17 protein-coding genes and 1 pseudogene are annotated in these 16,534 nt (G+C 46.2%); 4 read left to right on the top strand and 14 right to left on the bottom strand.

Features of this window, described 5'->3' with window-relative positions:
* Positions 1-32: 32 nt before the first annotated feature.
* The 9 genes and pseudogenes from WMO65_RS02785 to WMO65_RS02745 all read right to left on the bottom strand — a co-directional run bounded on the left by WMO65_RS02785 (position 33) and on the right by WMO65_RS02745 (position 8,143).
* Positions 33-812, bottom strand: a complete 780-nt coding sequence (locus WMO65_RS02785; protein WP_148391446.1) for a GNAT family N-acetyltransferase — start codon at positions 810-812, stop codon at positions 33-35.
* A gap of 20 nt (positions 813-832) precedes the next feature.
* A complete protein-coding gene (locus WMO65_RS02780; protein ID WP_349063619.1) occupies positions 833-1,537 on the bottom strand; it encodes a 3'-5' exonuclease in 705 nt (234 codons plus the stop codon).
* Between the two features lie 53 nt (positions 1,538-1,590).
* Positions 1,591-2,061 (bottom strand): hypothetical protein, encoded by a 471-nt coding sequence (locus tag WMO65_RS02775; RefSeq protein WP_054353632.1) that lies wholly within the window; start codon positions 2,059-2,061, stop codon positions 1,591-1,593.
* Positions 2,062-2,103: 42 nt separating this feature from the next.
* A pseudogene (locus tag WMO65_RS02770) lies at positions 2,104-2,699 on the bottom strand (sce7726 family protein).
* Between the two features lie 2 nt (positions 2,700-2,701).
* Positions 2,702-3,691, bottom strand: a complete 990-nt coding sequence (locus WMO65_RS02765) for a DUF4003 family protein (protein WP_033143407.1) — start codon at positions 3,689-3,691, stop codon at positions 2,702-2,704.
* Positions 3,688-4,590 carry a damage-control phosphatase ARMT1 family protein gene (locus tag WMO65_RS02760; RefSeq protein WP_225305326.1) on the bottom strand — a complete coding sequence of 301 codons (903 nt, stop codon included), beginning with the start codon at positions 4,588-4,590 and terminating at the stop codon, positions 3,688-3,690. Before WMO65_RS02760 ends, WMO65_RS02765 begins: the two co-directional genes overlap by 4 nt.
* Positions 4,591-4,969: 379 nt before the next feature.
* Positions 4,970-5,695 (bottom strand): alpha/beta fold hydrolase, encoded by a 726-nt coding sequence (locus WMO65_RS02755; protein WP_148391447.1) that lies wholly within the window; start codon positions 5,693-5,695, stop codon positions 4,970-4,972.
* Between the two features lie 42 nt (positions 5,696-5,737).
* A complete protein-coding gene (locus WMO65_RS02750) occupies positions 5,738-7,750 on the bottom strand; it encodes a M56 family metallopeptidase (RefSeq protein WP_148391448.1) in 2,013 nt (670 codons plus the stop codon).
* Between the two features lie 3 nt (positions 7,751-7,753).
* Positions 7,754-8,143: a BlaI/MecI/CopY family transcriptional regulator gene (locus WMO65_RS02745; RefSeq protein WP_148391449.1), complete on the bottom strand. Its 390-nt coding sequence runs from the start codon at positions 8,141-8,143 to the stop codon at positions 7,754-7,756.
* Between the two features lie 536 nt (positions 8,144-8,679).
* On the opposite strand from WMO65_RS02745, the gene WMO65_RS02740 reads away from it, so the two are divergent.
* Entirely contained in the window at positions 8,680-10,047 is a 1,368-nt protein-coding gene (locus WMO65_RS02740; protein WP_148391450.1) for an MATE family efflux transporter, read from the top strand.
* Between the two features lie 145 nt (positions 10,048-10,192).
* Here the strand turns inward: WMO65_RS02740 and WMO65_RS02735 are convergent, their stop codons facing one another.
* The 3 genes from WMO65_RS02735 to WMO65_RS02730 form a co-directional block, all read right to left on the bottom strand.
* Positions 10,193-10,834: a Dph6-related ATP pyrophosphatase gene (locus WMO65_RS02735; RefSeq protein WP_148391451.1), complete on the bottom strand. Its 642-nt coding sequence runs from the start codon at positions 10,832-10,834 to the stop codon at positions 10,193-10,195.
* A 236-nt stretch (positions 10,835-11,070) separates the two neighbouring features.
* Complete coding sequence (locus WMO65_RS26515) at positions 11,071-11,241, bottom strand: helix-turn-helix domain-containing protein (protein ID WP_353963993.1); 171 nt, start codon at positions 11,239-11,241, stop codon at positions 11,071-11,073.
* Positions 11,242-11,330: 89 nt separating this feature from the next.
* Positions 11,331-11,855, bottom strand: coding sequence for a DUF3877 family protein (locus WMO65_RS02730; RefSeq protein WP_148391453.1), 525 nt, complete (start codon positions 11,853-11,855; stop codon positions 11,331-11,333).
* 331 nt (positions 11,856-12,186) lie between these two features.
* Here WMO65_RS02730 and dapA point away from each other — a divergent pair, with 331 nt between their 5' ends.
* The 3 genes from dapA to WMO65_RS02715 all read left to right on the top strand — a co-directional run bounded on the left by dapA (position 12,187) and on the right by WMO65_RS02715 (position 14,910).
* Positions 12,187-13,149: a 4-hydroxy-tetrahydrodipicolinate synthase gene (gene dapA, locus WMO65_RS02725; RefSeq protein ID WP_148391454.1), complete on the top strand. Its 963-nt coding sequence runs from the start codon at positions 12,187-12,189 to the stop codon at positions 13,147-13,149.
* 29 nt (positions 13,150-13,178) lie between these two features.
* Positions 13,179-13,457, top strand: a complete 279-nt coding sequence (locus WMO65_RS02720; protein ID WP_033140289.1) for a hypothetical protein — start codon at positions 13,179-13,181, stop codon at positions 13,455-13,457.
* A gap of 334 nt (positions 13,458-13,791) precedes the next feature.
* On the top strand, positions 13,792-14,910 hold the full coding sequence (locus WMO65_RS02715; protein WP_330641472.1) for a winged helix DNA-binding domain-containing protein: 1,119 nt from the start codon (positions 13,792-13,794) through the stop codon (positions 14,908-14,910).
* Between the two features lie 5 nt (positions 14,911-14,915).
* On the opposite strand, the gene WMO65_RS02710 is transcribed toward WMO65_RS02715, so the two are convergent.
* On the bottom strand, positions 14,916-15,596 hold the full coding sequence (locus tag WMO65_RS02710; protein WP_148391456.1) for a YjjG family noncanonical pyrimidine nucleotidase: 681 nt from the start codon (positions 15,594-15,596) through the stop codon (positions 14,916-14,918).
* 30 nt (positions 15,597-15,626) lie between these two features.
* Positions 15,627-16,505, bottom strand: a complete 879-nt coding sequence (locus WMO65_RS02705) for a carbon-nitrogen hydrolase family protein (RefSeq protein ID WP_148391457.1) — start codon at positions 16,503-16,505, stop codon at positions 15,627-15,629.
* Positions 16,506-16,534 lie beyond the last annotated feature (29 nt).

Here is a 16,534-nt window from a genome sequence, read left to right as displayed (position 1 = left end):
CAGTACATGCCTCCGGCCCTTCTGCCATGTATCTAAAGTGCACCGTCCCATTCTCCGGCCCCGGATTCCGTACAGTACAGAATCCTATCCTGTCCATTCTCCTCCAAGACCCTGAAATGTACCAGACCGGGATATTGTTCTCTCAGCCTTTTCTCGATCTGAACCATACGGGAATCCCAGATTTCTTCATACGGCACCGGCTCAAAGCCTGCAAGCGCCGGATGATTCGTCAGGGTTTTCAGGATTCCGTACCCTATTTGGCTGTCCACCGCATTTTGGGGAACAGGCCGAAATCCAAAATCCAGATAGAGCCTGGCAGCAACCCAGGTATTTGTCTGTGTGGGTATTTTGACGGAGGGATACCCCAGTTCTTTTAAGCACTGCAGGGTATGGGAGATCAGGGCCTTTGCAATGCCCTTCCCCTGGTATTCCCTTTTTACCGCAACCCAGTGCAGCCATCCGGCACCGGAAAGGTCACGTGGCTCATAGAAGGCTGTGGCTGTGGCAACCTTTTCTCCGTCAGTGGTCTCCACAAAAAACATTCGGTTCTCCAGTTCTTTTTCCTTTCCGGCGTAATATCTCTTCCAGGCAGACTCTCCCTCTTCAGGAAGGATAAATTCTCTGGCGGAGGTCTCTATGGCGATCCAATCCTTTTTATCCCCCTCCCGGTAATACACATAACGGTACCCCTCAGGCAGAGGATAACAGGGAAGCTCAGCAAGACTTCTGCTCTCCAGAATCAGTTCGTAATACTTCAGACGCATATCATGGTTATCGGGTTTTAATGTGATTCGTTCTTCTCTGTTTTCCATACTCACTCCTTGTGCGGGAATCAAATGGCCTGACCGGACAAAATGCTGTCAATCAGCCTGGACGCCTCATTTCTGGTCAGAGTCTCCGGATCAAACGCCGGCTTTACGCCCTTCTGCTTTACCAGGCGCATGAGAAAATCCAGCTGCTTTTTCGTGGCAGGCGGGCATTTTTTTGCTGTGCAGACTAAAGGGCACGGCTGAAAGACCTGCGGTTCCTTCTCTTCAAAATAATGTGCCATGGTCTGATATAGTTTGGCAGTAGCCAGCGCGTCATGATAAGCTCTGTGGGCCGCCGCATTGTTGATCCGGTAATGCTCACACAGTTCTCCCAGACTTTTGGAGGGCAGATCCCTGTGGACCGTTCTGGCAATCTTCAGCGTGTCAATGCCATCCCTTTCAAAGGTATACCCGAGAGATTCTGCGCTCCGTTTGACAAAACTGTAATCAAAGAGCACATTGTGCCCGATCAGGATATCCTGTCCGCAAAACTGCAGGAAATCAGGAATCACCTGCTCCCGGCCTCTTGCGTCTTCCACCATGTCATTGGTGATGCCGGTAATGCCGGTGATATTGGCCGGAATCGGCAGTCTGGGCTTTATAAATTCCATAAAGCGCTCCTGTACCTTTCCGTCACGCACCATTAAGGCGCCTATCTCTATGATCTCATTTTCTTCTGGACTTAGACCGGTGGTTTCAATGTCAAAAGCTATGTACGACTTCAACATATCGCTCTGTGTCTTCCTCGCTTTCTCTTATGTTTTTTCTGTTCACAGTGCTGTCAGGCTCTGAATTTCCAGTCATAGAGGCCTTCCGTACGCACCATGGACTGCAGCATCTCCCGCAGAGACTCACTTTCATTGTAGACGGCGATACTCAGGGTTCCGCCGCTGATGCTTATCATGGAATTTTCCCTGGTCAGGAGAATATCAATCTGTCCCCTTCTTTTCAGAATGGTCTTTTTAATGAGCTTTACTATGGTATCGCAGTGTTTATCCTTCAGCCAGCCCTCTCTTGTACGGATGAGCGGAATATGCTCCTGCACATACATTTCAAAAGGATAGTAGCACAACAGCTTCAGCACTATGGCGATCACCTTGTCACAGAAGATCTGAAGCTGTTTGTCCTGCATATAATACTGTTCTGCTTCTTCAAATAAGGTTCCGGCTTCATCGGGAACCCTTCTGGGCAGAAAATCAATTACCCGGTAATCCTCATTGAAAAGCTGACTCATTTTCTCGTATCTTGTCATGTAACCCCTTGCTCCTTTCAGCTTTGTAATTGTATCTCTCCCCTATAAGTTATGCTTTTTCTGTTTTCTGTACTCCGTTATTTTCTCCTCTATGGTGGTATAGTCCCGCTGGAACAATTCCTCGCTGATCTGCAGCGTCAGAATCTCCTGCGGAACCTTAAGCAGTATTTTGTCTATTACAAATGCCTTGCTTTTTTCCCTGTATTTCGGCATTTGGTTCAGCTCCTGTATATGGGCCAGTTCAGGGCGCCATAACAGGCCGAGTTTTCTTTTCATATCCACTTTCGGATTAGGTCCCGCTCACGCAGAGTATAAAAATCCACAGTACCGCCCAGCTTCTCAGCCGTGAGAATCCCCCACCAAGCAGGCACATGGTCCTTTATATGGCGCGCGTGCGTGGAACCGACCACCACAAGGTTGGTATCATAATAACGGTTATAATCTCTTACCTGTCTCTGCAGCCTGACATACGTGTCCGCGTCACTTTTTATCTCAATGCCGGCAACGGCGTCCGGCAGAACCATCACGATATCCGCACGGGACTTTCCCATCTGTTTCTCTTCTATGATTCTGATCTTTCCGTACCGCTCTTCCAGAAAATCGAACAGCGGCTCCCGGATATCCCTGTCATATAACATGATCAGGAGCCGGAAGAGGACGCCGCCGCGGCTGCACTTGCTGCTGCCGCAGACGCGCAGATAGCAGCCTGCTGGGCAATGACCAGTGCCACCACACCGTTTAATGCCGCAGTCTGCATGGAATGCAGGTCAGGAACATAGTCACAGGATGCCATCATACCGGCATACATAAGCCTCTGCCTGGAGCCTACACCGAAGGCCCCGAAGCCTTTCTGCCCTTTCAGGAAGGCTTCCGCATCTGTGATATCCTGTATCAGTAAATTCCTGTCCACATCCAGAAGGGTCAGAACACCCAGCGTTGCCAGTTCATAGCCTGTACCGTATTTCAGTCCCCGCGCTTTCAGTGCGTCAAAGATTTCCAGGGCTTTTCTGCACTTCTGTTCCGCGGACCCCTCACCAAGTGCCAGAATATGACTCAGAGACTGCACCGAATTCCCGGAGAAAAAGTAGGGTTTCAATATGGAATAGCACTGCTCCATCTCCCTTTCGATACAGGAGTCATCCAGCTCGGACATGGCAAGAAGAGCGGCAAATGCACTGTCCTCCCCGGAAGTGAGGAAGGGATGGGCAGTTTTCATGCGGTTGTAAATACTGCTTGTTTTGTTTATGATCTCATCATATCCGGAAGGCTCTGCCATCTCCGCAATAGTGGCTGCTGCCACAGTCAGATATTCGGAGCCCCAGAAAAATTCTTTTAACTTCCCGTATAGTTCCAGCATCTGCGCCATCATAAGCCCGGCATCTGCATTAAGAGAAAGCATGGCAATGACAGCCAGCCTGGAAACACCTCTGAAATTGGAGAATACTCCGGTATTGGCCTTTAAAATATCGCGGCACTCCATCAGGCGCTGTGTATCCGCACGGACACCTCTTGCCGTCAGGATTCCGGAACACATGGGATAGACATAGGCGCTCTCCCAGGCAAATGCAGATTTTATAATATCCCTGTTTTCAACAAACAATTCACAGCGTTTTCTCAATTCTTCTCTCATGACCCATCCCTCCCAAGGCTTCTGTCATTGACAAACACACCTTTATACTGCTCCAGACCGAATCTGTTTACGAACCAGGAACATTTGCAGAGAAACATATAGTAAATATTCAGCCCGCTGTTATTCAGAGTCTCAAAATTACCCTGGCCCTTAGAAAGGATCACGTCTGCATGACGAATCAAATCCCGGGCCTCATCCGAAATATCCTTCAGGCTTGTGCCCGCTATTTTCGTGCCGTTGCCCATGACAGGCACAAGATCCGCAAGCCCGGTCATTTCGGCATCCTCTATGGTGGCATCATTGATGACCGGTTCTCCCCGCACGATGACCGTGATATGTATCTGCGGATACTTCTTCATGAGCTGTTCGATCAGAAGCTTGTCAAGGACAATCTCACCACAGTTATCTGTGAGATATACCAGGTTTTCTGCAGTTTTCATCTGCTCTGTGAAGCGGCTGTATTCAACAGGGTCCAGGGTCTCCTCCTCGGCTTTTGCTATCAGTTCCCGCAGTTTTTCATCGCTGACGCTTCCCATGGCTCCAAAATCAATGTAATTTCCCACCCTGGCATACAAAATTGCATGGTACACAGGGTCTTCTGCCTGAATGATCCGGCTGCGTATTCTTTCCTCTGCCTCCAGCATCATTTGGTTGTACTCTTTTTTCAACTGTTCAAAACTGTAGGCATGTCCGAAATATTTCTCATGGAGCACATTGATTTTTGCTATGAGAACCGGTGCAGTATCCTCCGGTCCGGCTGCGCCGATGATCTGAAACACCTCCCTCATGTAAGCGGATTTGATCTCCTCTGAAGCTGTGTCCTTAAGATTTTCCATCTGGCGTGTGATCAGACAGCTCATACACTGGGCGCTTAACTTTACATTTGTAGATATTTTCATAGTATCTCCGTTTCTATCTGCAGGATATAAATCCTTGTTGGTTTTTCATTGATATACGGTAACTATTCAGCCAGCTGAATAGTTACGGGTATTCGCCCATTAAAAATCGCTTCGCGATGGGGCGAATACCTGCCGCCACTACTCTTTTGCACAGTCAGCGCAGTAAATGCGCAGACCTGACTGAACAGTTACGACTACGTTCTTATTATACCCTATTGTATGGCGATTTCCAATAGTAAAAAGAATCCGGTTACAATGCACATGGAGAATAGAGACAAAAAAAGCAGGGCATTTTTATGCAAATGCCTCTGCTTTTTAAGAGGGAAACGGCCGCAGGCGGCTGCACTTTGGCGGAGAGTCAGGCAAGCCGGACTCTTTGTCATGGCGCATCCGATGCTCCAAAAAATTCCAGAATATAAGAAGCAGTTGTATCCCACTGTTCCTCTCTTGAAATCTCTGCCGTGTTATCTTTTTTCTGCTCCCCGTAATTGCCGAAGCCTGCGTGATTAGCTCCCTGTATCATGATCTCACTGCAGATTTCCGCGTTTTTGATGGAGTCCTTATACTTCTTCCGGTTCAGAACTCCGTCCATGCTGCCGTAGATGGACAGGACCGGCAGTGCGGACAGGGTATCTGTGGGATAAGCAGCCAGCAGAACCAGCCCTTTTAAAGTATCCTCATGCTTCTGTGCATAGGAGGATGCCATGGCACCGCCCAGAGAATGTCCGCCGATATACCAGCGTTCCATATCCGGAAAATCCCGGATCACCCTGTCTGCTGCGCCGGAATCAAAAACTGCCAGATGAAAAGGCATCTTTACCAGAACACAGCAGACGTCTTTCTGCGCAATTCTGTCAAGCAGCGGCGCATAGCTCTCGGCCTCCACCAGTCCGCCGGGATAAAAGATAAAACCTGTGCTGCTGTTTTTATCTCCGTATACAATGTAATCTTCTGAATCGGCAGATACTGCCTCTGCCTGATACTCCTTCGCATGGTAATAATCAGAAACATAGACAAAAAAGCATAGAACCATGAGCAGCACTGCAGTCAACAGACTGAAAAGTATTTTTTTCCATAACGGCCGGGGCCTTTTTTTATGCTGCATTTTCACTCTCCGATTTTAATAATTTTTGTTGATATGCCGGACTCAGAACGTCCAGAAGGTATTGCCCAATGCAGTGGCGTCATCAAATCCAGACAGAACGATAAGTCCGTTTTGAGAACAGTCAAAGGTCAGCGTGTACTGCTGCCCGCGGAATACTGCAGTTGCGGAATCTGTCTCCTCAAAGACTGCTATATTGTCCATGAAGATCTGCTGATTCCCTTCCCCTTCTGTATATCTGTAAATGGAAAAATAAAAACTGTAGTCATTGATCCCGGTGATTTTTATGGTGGAATATTCCCCGTCGTTGGAATTTCTGTAATCTCCGTCAGCAGGCATGTATTGGGTCGTGACAGGCGCGAAGTCGCCCTGCGGCCAGTTCAGCCAGAACCACGAGCTTATGGTATCCCCTGCTATATCAAAACCTATGATTATATTTTCCGAATCAGATATGTACTCTTTGTGGTCCGGATTACTATCACCCATATTTCGGTAACCGCTCTGCAGAAGTCCGGCTTCCGCTTCCTTGTAGGGCTGCCCGCAGTAAAATCCCTCCATACTGACACTGCTGTTATTATCGCATTCGATCGTAATCGGGGTGCGGCCTCCGATTCCTTCTGTATCAGAATGCCACTCAACCTGAATGCCGTCTCCTTCATACCGCTGACCTGATTCACCAAACAGCATAGCCTGTGTTTGATGAAGTCCCAGATTCTGTGCCATGGAAGGCAGAGAATCCCGATTCATAAATCCGCTCAGTTCCGTGCGTTCCTCCTTTGTGGAAGCCGGATGCGCCGCCGGTGTTTCAGTGGTCCCTTCTTCCTGTTCGGGTTCGACAGGCGTATCTGCCTTTTCCTTTGTATCTGTGACGGGATTGACCGTACTAGTTCCCTTGACCACCTTCTCTTTTTTGTCTTTTTCCTCATTGCCGGCGGGTGTATCCTCATCCTTGTCAGCGCCGCTGTCAGTGGTGGCTTCCGTATCCGCATCTTTCTTTTTTTCACCGGAGTCTTTTAAGGAACAGCCGGTAAATACATTCGATGTAACTAAAATGATGGTAAAGCAGATAACAGGAAGGATTCCCCGTTTCATTTTTCCTGCCTTCATAATATTTACCATCCTTTTTTTGAATGTGAGAAGGCCGTCATTCAGACTGGTGGACAGCTCATAGGAAGGTCTGCCCAGTGCTGCTGTCTTCAGAAGCAATTGGTTATACCGAAGCTTATCCTCACGGTTCCTGCCTTTCATGACTTTCTCATCACATATAAACTCTATATCACGCTCCGCCTCTTTTTTCATAAAGTAAACTGCCGGATTGAACCAATAAACCGTTGTTATGCATATCATGAGCAGTTTATACCACAGATCCCGGCTGCGGTAGTGACATAGCTCATGCCGGAAGATCATTTCACATTCCTCTTTTGAATACTCCCGTACAGGGAGATAGAGAAAGGTATTCCTGATCCCTGCCAAAAGCGGCCCGGATAGCCTGCTGTTTGCCACAAGCTTCGGTGCTTTTTTCAGATGCATTTCTTTACACAGTTTATCATATTCAGCGATTCTCTCACGGTTCGTAAAAGGAATTCTCCAGCGGCGCAGGTACTGTCTTCCTGCTCTCAAAACAAACACTTTATATACCGCTGCTGCGCAAATACCCGCTCCCCAGATAATTGCCATGATCCATGCCACGGTATCCATAGTTATATTCTCCTGTCCCGTGCTGCCCTGCAGGTCTGCATTTTTGTCTGTATCCTTCTGCAGATCACTGATGCTTTTCGCGGTGTCTGCAGGAGACTGCAGATTCTCCGCGCCGGACGTATTCGTACTTCTGCTTGCTTCTGCCCGGACAATTTGTTTTGGTACTTCTATATTCAGTCCTGCGGCAGGAGATGGAAACCTGACCGGAATGAGAAGAAATACGGAAACAAACAGCCAGATAAGATATTTCCACCTGGAGGAATATTTCCTGTCCAGCAGTCTTGATACTGCCAGCACAATAAAAATGATAAAAGCTGACAAAACATTCACTTTAATTATGTGCAGCATAAACTCTGCCATAGACTATTCCCCCTTCCGCTCCAGTTCCTTCAGGAATTCCTCCAGTTCCTGTATATCTTCCTCGTGAATCTGTTTTCCCTGATAAAGAGATGCCACAAAGTTCTTAAGTGAATTTCCATACAATTTTTCCAGCACGCTTTTCCCTTCCTGCTGCTGGTATTCGCTCTGCGTCACAACCGCGCTGTAGAGATTTGTCTTCCCTTCCCTTTTTACAGAGACAAACTTCTTGCATTCAAGCCGGGTGAGCATGGACAGAATCGTGGTGGGTGCCAGTTCTTTTTTCTGGTTTACAAAAGCCTCCACCTCCAGCCGGGTCATATCCGGATGACCGTTCCACAAAGCAAGCATCACATCCAGCTCCGAATCAGGCAGTTTCTGAATACGCTTTTTCATCTTATCACCTCCTGTACTGTCTGCAGATACCGAATCATTATATTCCGGTCAGGTTACAGAGTTTTTCTACAATTGTAGTACCTGATTTTATTTTACATTAGTAGTAGATAAATGTCAATCATCTTTTGGGGGATTCATATCCCGTGCGACAGAATATTGACAGTATAACCCTGACTGTTTATAATGAGGTAAAAGGATGAACAGAAAGGGTGGGCACAATGAAGTTATATGGGAAATTCTGTATTGACAACAGCTCCGAACAATTGTATATAACAAAACATTGTGCGGAGCCTGATAGAGTATTTATGATATTATAAAAGGCAGATTCCAAAACAGATTCATGATTTGGGATTTGTTTTTGTATGCGATTTGGGCAGGAGGCAATGTTTTGTCTGCTGCCTTTTGTATTTGAACTGTTATTGTCATACAAGCAGAGGGAGCACATTACCGTGGCTGCCCTCTGTTTTTTTATTATGCATGTTCCGGTGCCGGGAAAAGGCATGCCGGACTTATCTATGAAAGGAAGAAATGATTTGATGAGAAAAGAACAAGATCTGACAACGGGAAATGTCTCAAAAAAACTGATAAAGTTTGCTGTCCCCCTGCTGCTTGCCAATTTACTGCAGTCCTTTTACAGTATTGTGGATATGCTTGTTGTGGGAAGGTTTGTGGGGGAAACAGGACTTGCCGCGATCAGCAATGCGTCCATGATAAGTTTTATCATTAATTCCATATGTATCGGCGTCACAATGGGAGGTACTGTGCTGGTTGCCCAATACAAAGGGGCCGATGATGAAGAGGGACAGCGTGAAACTGTCGGGACATTATTTTCCCTCTCCTTCTTTGCCTCATTACTAGTCACAGTGTCAGGGCTGCTTGTTTACCGGCCGCTTTTTCAGATACTGCGTGTTCCTGCCGGGTCCATGCAGGACGCCTGCGATTATATGAGAATTATCTGCTGTGGCACAGTGTTCGTGTTTGGCTATAATGCTGTCTGCTCTGTTATGAAAGGATTGGGAGATTCCAAAAGTTCACTTTACTTTATCGCAGCCGCGGCAGTCGTTAATATCCTGCTGGACCTTCTTTTAGTGGGACCTTTCGGTATGGGGACTGCAGGCGCAGCTTATGCCACCGTTTTCTCACAGGGTATCTCCCTTGCAATATCCATATGCTGTCTGAGAAGAAAAACTTTTATCTTTCCGTTCAGGCTGAAAAATTTTGCTGTTCAGCCTGAAAAAATGGCTGCTGTCTTAAAAGTCGGACTGCCCACAGCGGTTCAAATGGCAGTTGTGAATATCTCTTATCTTATGATCACAGGCATGTTGAATCAATTCGGAGTGTCTGTTGCTGCAGCATCCGGGGTGGGACTGAAAGTCAATACCTTTGCAGGAATGCCCTGCTGGGCAGTCGGCCAGGCTGTAACCGCCATGGCCGGACAGAACATGGGCGCAGGCAGAACAGACCGGGTCAAAAAGACAACGGAAACCGGGCTGCGCTTAAACCTTTTGATCACGCTAATGGCAGTGGTTCTTGTACAACTATTTGCAGGACAGATCATCATGCTGTTTGAACCCCAAAATAAAGAGGTGATTGCAGACGGCATCCTTTATTTGAGGATCTGCTGCGGCATAAACAGTCTGGTTTACGCTGCATTGTATACCTTCGATTCCTTTGCTATCGGCATAGGCGCCGCAAACATTGCCATGGTAAATGCACTTTTGGATGCGGCTGTTGTCCGGCTGCCCGTAAGCTGGCTGTTGGCATTTACGGCAGGTATGGGATTCCCCGGTGTATATGTGGGACAGGCCCTGTCCCCTCTCCTGCCCTTCCTCGTCGGCTGGCTTTATTTTAAAAACAAGGGCTGGGAAAGCAAACGGCTGATACAGCCCGCGGATCATACATAAACGGAAAATCATGAATCAACCAAACAAGCCGGTGTGAATTTCCGGCTTAAAAAGGGAGCGCTGCAGATGAAAGAATAGGTGCTGTCAGTGAATGCTGACAGCACCCTTTTTTAATTCTTCAGATTACATTTTTAAATTTGCCAATTCATCTGAGATCAATCACTGACCGCTCACCGAAATCAAGAATACTGCCTGTCTGTATTTCCAGCTTATGCCTGAAAATCGGCCCGTCCACTGCGATGGTATGGTATTCTCCGTTTTCTCCGCAGATATCAATGCCCCTTGCCGCCATTATCTCCAATGTTTCCGAATCTAACTGTTTTCCCAGGAGTTCTTTTGGCAGAAGCTGATTGTCTATGGATTTGACGATACAGCAATAGCCTTCTGAAATAATCTCCTGCACTATCTTCTCACGTCCCTGCTGCCACAGCGGGAATGCAGCTTTCAGGCCTGCCGCACGGCACCGCTCTTCGCACCACCTGCGGTTATTTTCAATATCAATATCGCCGAAACCAGCCATCTCTGCCCCAAGCTCCATGGCTCTTTTCAGGCCTTTTTCAAATTCCAGATGATACTCGTCACCTCCGGAGGGACAGAGAAGCAAGGGAATCTCCAGTGCCTTTGAAAACTTTTCCAGCAGCCTGTGATCCGCACCGTGAAACCAGGAACGGTCCATATCTTTATTGACCATAACCAGCAGGCCCACCGGCTCATGTCCGGCTTTTATCAGTTTGTGAAGTGCAAGGGTACTGTCCTTGCCGCAGCTGTAAGACATAACAAATTTCATCTCTATACCTCTCTTTTTTTTGATCGGCTCTTTCTTTTTTGCGCCGTTTTCTATATAATGATCTTGTACCCGGTGTATTTACTTTATGTTATACAGGAGTATTCTTATGGAAAAACAAACAAAAGACGATGAACATACATATACAATAGTGAGCCACGCAACATGTCCGAAGGACAGCAGTAAGGCTGCACATACTGTAACATATAAAAAGGCTACCTGCACACGTGTTGATGACATTATTTTGAATTTTTGCTGCAGTCGGGATGTGCAGTGTCAGGAATGTCAGCGGGATTATCTGTAATATTTTTTGCCCGGTACTCCGCCCCGGAAGTTCTGCGGTATTCTATAATATCTCCCGGCTGACAGTCCAGTACATCACAGATTGCTTCCAGCATTTCAGCAGAGATATCATGTCTTTATCTGAAATACTTCCATAGGTCTGCACATTTCCTGCGCCGGAAAATCCCATCGCCAAAGGCGATTCTGCATGGACAGATCAATGACTATTCTTTAACGCATCATAGGCCTGCCTTGTAAACCGATGATACTGCAGACCGAACGCATCCTGCTCCAGATAATACACGTAAGGATCTATTTCCGGATTTTGAAAAGAGATTCCCCATTCCTGTTCGTCAACCTTTTCTATAATAATATCCTGAGAGAAGGATTGGAATATCTTTATCATATCCTCCACAGTATTACCGGCTTTAAATATTTCCGCCAAAAAGGCTTTTAAAAATGGGCTGTCCTCCAGATTTTCATGGACATATTTTACCCCTGCGGATGGGACATGAATACAATACCGGCCTTTTTCCTCTGTCTCTTTTATGGTCAGTTTTCCAAGCTCCGGTTCTGCGGTCCTGCAAAATGCAGCAAGCGCCTCGGACAGATTTTCTTTTTCGGCAGGAAGCAGTTCCAGTAAGGATGCCTGCGGATAATACAGGTTCATATCTTCCTCCCGATAGCCGATCTTTATCTCACATTCTTTGATATTATCACAGATGTTTTTCTTTAAATCCATAATGTTATGCTCCTGTTCTTTGATTTTCAGCGCGCTGCCGGAAGAAACGAAGACCTTTTCCGGTTTCTGCGCAAACCTTCCGGGATTCTACAGACTGTCCACCACTTCCGCCGGATGTTATTGCAGACAATTCGTCTGTTCCCAACGGTTTTATACCGCTCACAGGTTTATTATATATGATATTGAAATGTATGACAATCGATATATTACCGCAGCCGATTCTTACATTTATTGAAACTTAATGCCTCTGCCCGGAACTTCACTCCCATTTAATAACCAAACTGCTATAATTTCCATAATCTAAATTACAAAGGTTTGGGAGGATTCAAATTTGAAAAAGATAGTATTTAAAGGTGTGGGAACTGCTGTTGTCACTCCGATGAAGGAGGATTATTCGATTAACTATTCTGTCTTTGACGAGCTGCTGGATATGCAAATCGCAGGCAGCGCAGATGCGATCGTAGTTGCAGGTACAACAGGAGAAGGCTCCACCCTGACAGATGATGAGCATATAGAACTGGTACGCCGCGCAGTCAAACATGTCCGTGGGCGCGTTCCGGTCATAGCCGGGGCAGGAAGCAACAATACCGCACATGCCGTATACCTTTCAAAAGAATGCGAAAAAGCCGGGGCCGACGCGCTTCTCCATGTAACACCGTATTATAACAAGGCATCACAGCAGGGCTTGTTTCTGCATTTCAACGAATGTGCCAGGTCTACCCGTCTGCCGGTCATATTATATAATGTACCATCTCGCACCGGGGTGAACATTTACCCGGCCACCTATAAACGGCTCAGCGAAACAGAAAATATAGTGGCTGTAAAAGAGGCAAGCGGCAACTTTTCCCAGATGGCCAAAATAGCCAGTCTGTGCAAAGAGGATTTGGCCATTTATTCCGGCAATGACGATCAGATCACATCTTCTCTGGCTCTTGGAGGAAAGGGTGTGATATCTGTTCTGTCCAATCTTATTCCAAACGAGACCCATGCTATCTGCACTTCCTATTTCCGTGGAAACAGCGAAGAAAGCGATAATCTGCAGTTAAAATACCTGGAGCTCATTGAAGCGCTGTTTTTAGATGTAAATCCGATACCCGTAAAACAGGCGATGCGCGCCATGGGTTATGATGTAGGCCCCTGCAGGCTGCCGCTTTGTGATATGGACCGCACCATGGCAGAAAAACTGTACGCTGTACTGGAAAAATATGACCTGACGGAATCATCAAAACGCCAGGGTTCTGTCACGGTTCACATGCCGGGCAACACCGGTACGGTTCTAAAACATAATGTATGATTTTTTAAAATACCGAAAGGAGATTCCATATGAAGGACGCATATATTATTTTCAGAAGCCAGCATCCACAAACAAAGGAAGAAATCACAGATCTGATCAAAGAATTCTGTCAGAAACATGATTTAAAATATTGGGGGACGATTCTTACAGAGACTATGACAGTAAACATTGAGGGAGAGAGTTATACTGTGGATGTAAGGGAAGAGAAAGAAGATTCGGGAGATGTCTACTGGATCATTTATTGCCTGCGGAAAAAACATCTGTACCTGTTCCGGAATATTCTGGAGTCGAATCAGACAGTGGTTTAAAACGCCGGCTTGGTATTCTCTCTTGCGATTCACCTATTTTCAAAGATTCAAAAATTTATAGCCGTTCAGAAATGGACGGCTTTTTAGCTTCCGGACACAAAGTTATCTCTGACGGTGTTGCAGTCTATAAAGAAAAAGAGGTATAATATCCCTATCAGCTCCCCAGTATACTGCTTACACAAACTGGGCAGATTTATCGAAACTATACTGTCTGTATTTTCATAATTACACATAAATCGAAGGGAACTACTACATGGCCGAAATAAGCATTGAGCAAATAAGAAATTTCAGACTGGGTGCTCACCATCTGGATAAGGAGTATAAAAAAACGGATATGGAAAAGCTGACGGGTGCGTGCGGAATGCAGAATACACCTCCGGGCGCCTGGGAAACTGCTCTTTTTAACCGGATTCCTGACTGCAGTTTGACAGAAATGGAATATTTGCTGTATAAAGAGAAAACGCTTCTGCAGACCTGGAGCCTGCGGGGTATCCCTGTTGTATTTCCTGCTCTGGAAAGTGATGTATTTTTATCTGCGCTTATACCGCAGGAGGATGAGCCATGGATCTATACTGCCGGAATTACTCTGGCACTTGATTTTCTGCAGATGGGTTTCCATGAATTATTTGAAATATTACAGCAGGTAATTCCACAGCTTGATCACTGTACCGTAATCAGCAAAACTTCCTTGGATCAGAACCTGGCAGAATGGATGCTGCCGCTGCTCCCGGAGAAAAAGCGCGCGCTATGGACACAGCCCTCCATGTATGGAAGTCCTGATAAACAGACCGTCGGCGGTGCCGTAGTGTCTTTTCTTCTGCGGCCCTGCGCCTTAAAAGGTCTGATCGTTTTCGGCGGACGGCAGGGAACCAGCCCGGTTTTTACCTCTTACAAAAACTGGACCGGCTATTCGTTTACGCCAAACAAGGATGCCTGTAAAAAGTTAATGCGGAAATACCTGCACTGTTACGGCCCGGCAACACCGAATCATTTTGCAGCCTGGCTCGGATGTTCCGGTAAACAGGCACGGCGTATGTGGAAAACGGTTTCGGAAGAGACAGAACCTGTCATGGTTTTTGGCAAAAAATCCTATATCCTGACCTCCGACAAGGAACGTCTTCTGTCTCCGGATTCACTGCAAAGAGAACTGCTGCTGCTCGGCGGACATGACCCCTTTCTCGACCAGAGAGACAGGGCGGTTCTGCAGCCCGACAAAACACTGCAGAAACAAATATGGACATTTGTAAGCAACCCTGGTGCTGTCCTGTACCGTGGTGAGATCATTGGCATCTGGACAGGAAAAAAGAAAAATAAAGGGATGGAAATTAAGATCACCTTATGGAATACCCTTCCCGAAAAACAGAAGCTTCAAAATCTGGCAGAGGAATACACTGTCTTCCGGAATACGAACTTATCCGGCTTTGATATTATCCTTACTCCCGGCTCCATGTAAGATTCTCACAGAAATTCAACCTCATTCAGATCATGTATCAGGTAATCAATCTTTACATTTGTATTATTTTCCTTGTCCTCCGGATTATACCAGCAGCAGCGGATGCCTGCATTATTTCCGCCCTGCATATCGCTGGTCAGGGAATCCCCTACAATGAGAACGTCATCTTTCTCATAAACACCTGTCTGTTTCCAAATGTGATCAAAAAACCGGATGTCCGGTTTTTCATATCCTATCTGGTCGGAAATAAAAATACCGTCAAACAGAACGTCAAGTCCTGAATTTTCAAGCTTGCGTTTCTGTGCCACATAAGTGCCATTTGTGACTGCGTACTGCTTTGCTTTTCCTTTCAGCCTTTCCAGAAGAGACTTGCTGTCATCATTAAAAAATATTTTATCGCCCAAACGCACCTGGTATTCATCGTTGAACTCTTTGATCTTGTCACAGCGGATATGTTCCTTTTGGAAAAATTCCGAAAATCTCTCCAGAAGTACCTGTTCTTTTGTGATCTCCCCGGCCTCCAGGCGTTTCCAATAACGTTTGTTTATTTCCGCATATCTGGAGATCATGGCATCCGTACATTCCTTCAGGTTAAATTTTGCAAAACACTGCCGCAGGGCATATTTTTCTGCTTTGTCAAAATTGAGCAGTGTTCCATCCACATCCCATAATATTACTTTAAACATATTGATTACTCCATTCCTATAACTTTTTCTCTATTTTCGATAACATTCTCTGATAAACGGTTCCTCAATTCCTTCTGAGACGAGCAGACCGTATTTACCGGGATGGCGAAATGCGTTTCCGTGGACTTCCGTTCTTCGATAGAATCTGATTTCATCTAAGGGAAAATCAGCTATATAGATTCCTTCCCGTTCGCCTGCCTCTATGATCAAAGTGTCCCTGGAACCCGGCTCACCTTCCCTGTATGCAATCCCGTCAAAGGCAGTTGAATGTCCATTGCAGTCAGGCTTTCCAAAGGGATAATTGACAGTAGCAATACCTGTCATATTTTCATACGCCCTTGCGCGAAGCTGAGAAATACGATTGATTTCCATGGGACAGGCATTTGGAACCAGAATGATCTCAGCACCTTTCAGCATGAGGATTCTTGCGCTTTCCGGAAATTCCCTGTCATAACAAATCATGGCGCCAATCTTTACCATTCCCTGTTCTGTATCCAGCTCTGCAGTATAAAAATCATCTCCCGCCGTCAGTCTGCACTCATCACCAAAGTCACAGGTATGAACCTTGGCATAGGTCAGAACTCTGCTGCCAAAACGGTCAAAAAGGCAGAGTGTGTTGCGCGGCAGCGGTTCAAACGCTTCAAGGAACGTGATACCGATCGCCATACCCAATTTTTTGGCAAGCTCGCCGAAAGAACAGACAAAATCACTGTCAGAGGATACCGCATCTGTTTTTAATTCCTCTATATCTTCCGAAATTTTATATCCGCTGCTCCACATTTCCGGAAACAGGGCAATATCAGCACCCATTTTCTTTGCTTTTTTACAGGCATCTGCTCCCTTGGCTAAATTTTCTTCTAAAGAATTCCCCGGCATTAGCTGGAGTAATGCAATTTTAAGATTTTTCATATCCTTCTCCGTTTTATAATGAATCTGTT

Origin of the sequence: Blautia caccae (genome assembly GCF_040095955.1) — a bacterium.
GTDB lineage: Bacteria > Bacillota > Clostridia > Lachnospirales > Lachnospiraceae > Blautia > Blautia celeris.
The sequence above is the reverse complement of the archived record's forward strand: the minus strand, read 5'-3'. Positions and strand labels throughout refer to the sequence as shown.

Coding starts and splice junctions, on each gene's coding strand:
- WMO65_RS02785 (WP_148391446.1), bottom strand. CDS start 812: ATGGAAAACAGAGAAGAACGAATCACATTAAAACCCGATAACCATGAT.
- WMO65_RS02780 (WP_349063619.1), bottom strand. CDS start 1,537: ATGTTGAAGTCGTACATAGCTTTTGACATTGAAACCACCGGTCTAAGT.
- WMO65_RS02775 (WP_054353632.1), bottom strand. CDS start 2,061: ATGACAAGATACGAGAAAATGAGTCAGCTTTTCAATGAGGATTACCGG.
- WMO65_RS02765 (WP_033143407.1), bottom strand. CDS start 3,691: ATGAGAGAAGAATTGAGAAAACGCTGTGAATTGTTTGTTGAAAACAGG.
- WMO65_RS02760 (WP_225305326.1), bottom strand. CDS start 4,590: ATGAAAATATCTACAAATGTAAAGTTAAGCGCCCAGTGTATGAGCTGT.
- WMO65_RS02755 (WP_148391447.1), bottom strand. CDS start 5,695: ATGCAGCATAAAAAAAGGCCCCGGCCGTTATGGAAAAAAATACTTTTC.
- WMO65_RS02750 (WP_148391448.1), bottom strand. CDS start 7,750: ATGGCAGAGTTTATGCTGCACATAATTAAAGTGAATGTTTTGTCAGCT.
- WMO65_RS02745 (WP_148391449.1), bottom strand. CDS start 8,143: ATGAAAAAGCGTATTCAGAAACTGCCTGATTCGGAGCTGGATGTGATG.
- WMO65_RS02740 (WP_148391450.1), top strand. CDS start 8,680: ATGAGAAAAGAACAAGATCTGACAACGGGAAATGTCTCAAAAAAACTG.
- WMO65_RS02735 (WP_148391451.1), bottom strand. CDS start 10,834: ATGAAATTTGTTATGTCTTACAGCTGCGGCAAGGACAGTACCCTTGCA.
- WMO65_RS02730 (WP_148391453.1), bottom strand. CDS start 11,855: ATGGATTTAAAGAAAAACATCTGTGATAATATCAAAGAATGTGAGATA.
- WMO65_RS02720 (WP_033140289.1), top strand. CDS start 13,179: ATGAAGGACGCATATATTATTTTCAGAAGCCAGCATCCACAAACAAAG.
- WMO65_RS02715 (WP_330641472.1), top strand. CDS start 13,792: ATGGAAAAGCTGACGGGTGCGTGCGGAATGCAGAATACACCTCCGGGC.
- WMO65_RS02710 (WP_148391456.1), bottom strand. CDS start 15,596: ATGTTTAAAGTAATATTATGGGATGTGGATGGAACACTGCTCAATTTT.
- WMO65_RS02705 (WP_148391457.1), bottom strand. CDS start 16,505: ATGAAAAATCTTAAAATTGCATTACTCCAGCTAATGCCGGGGAATTCT.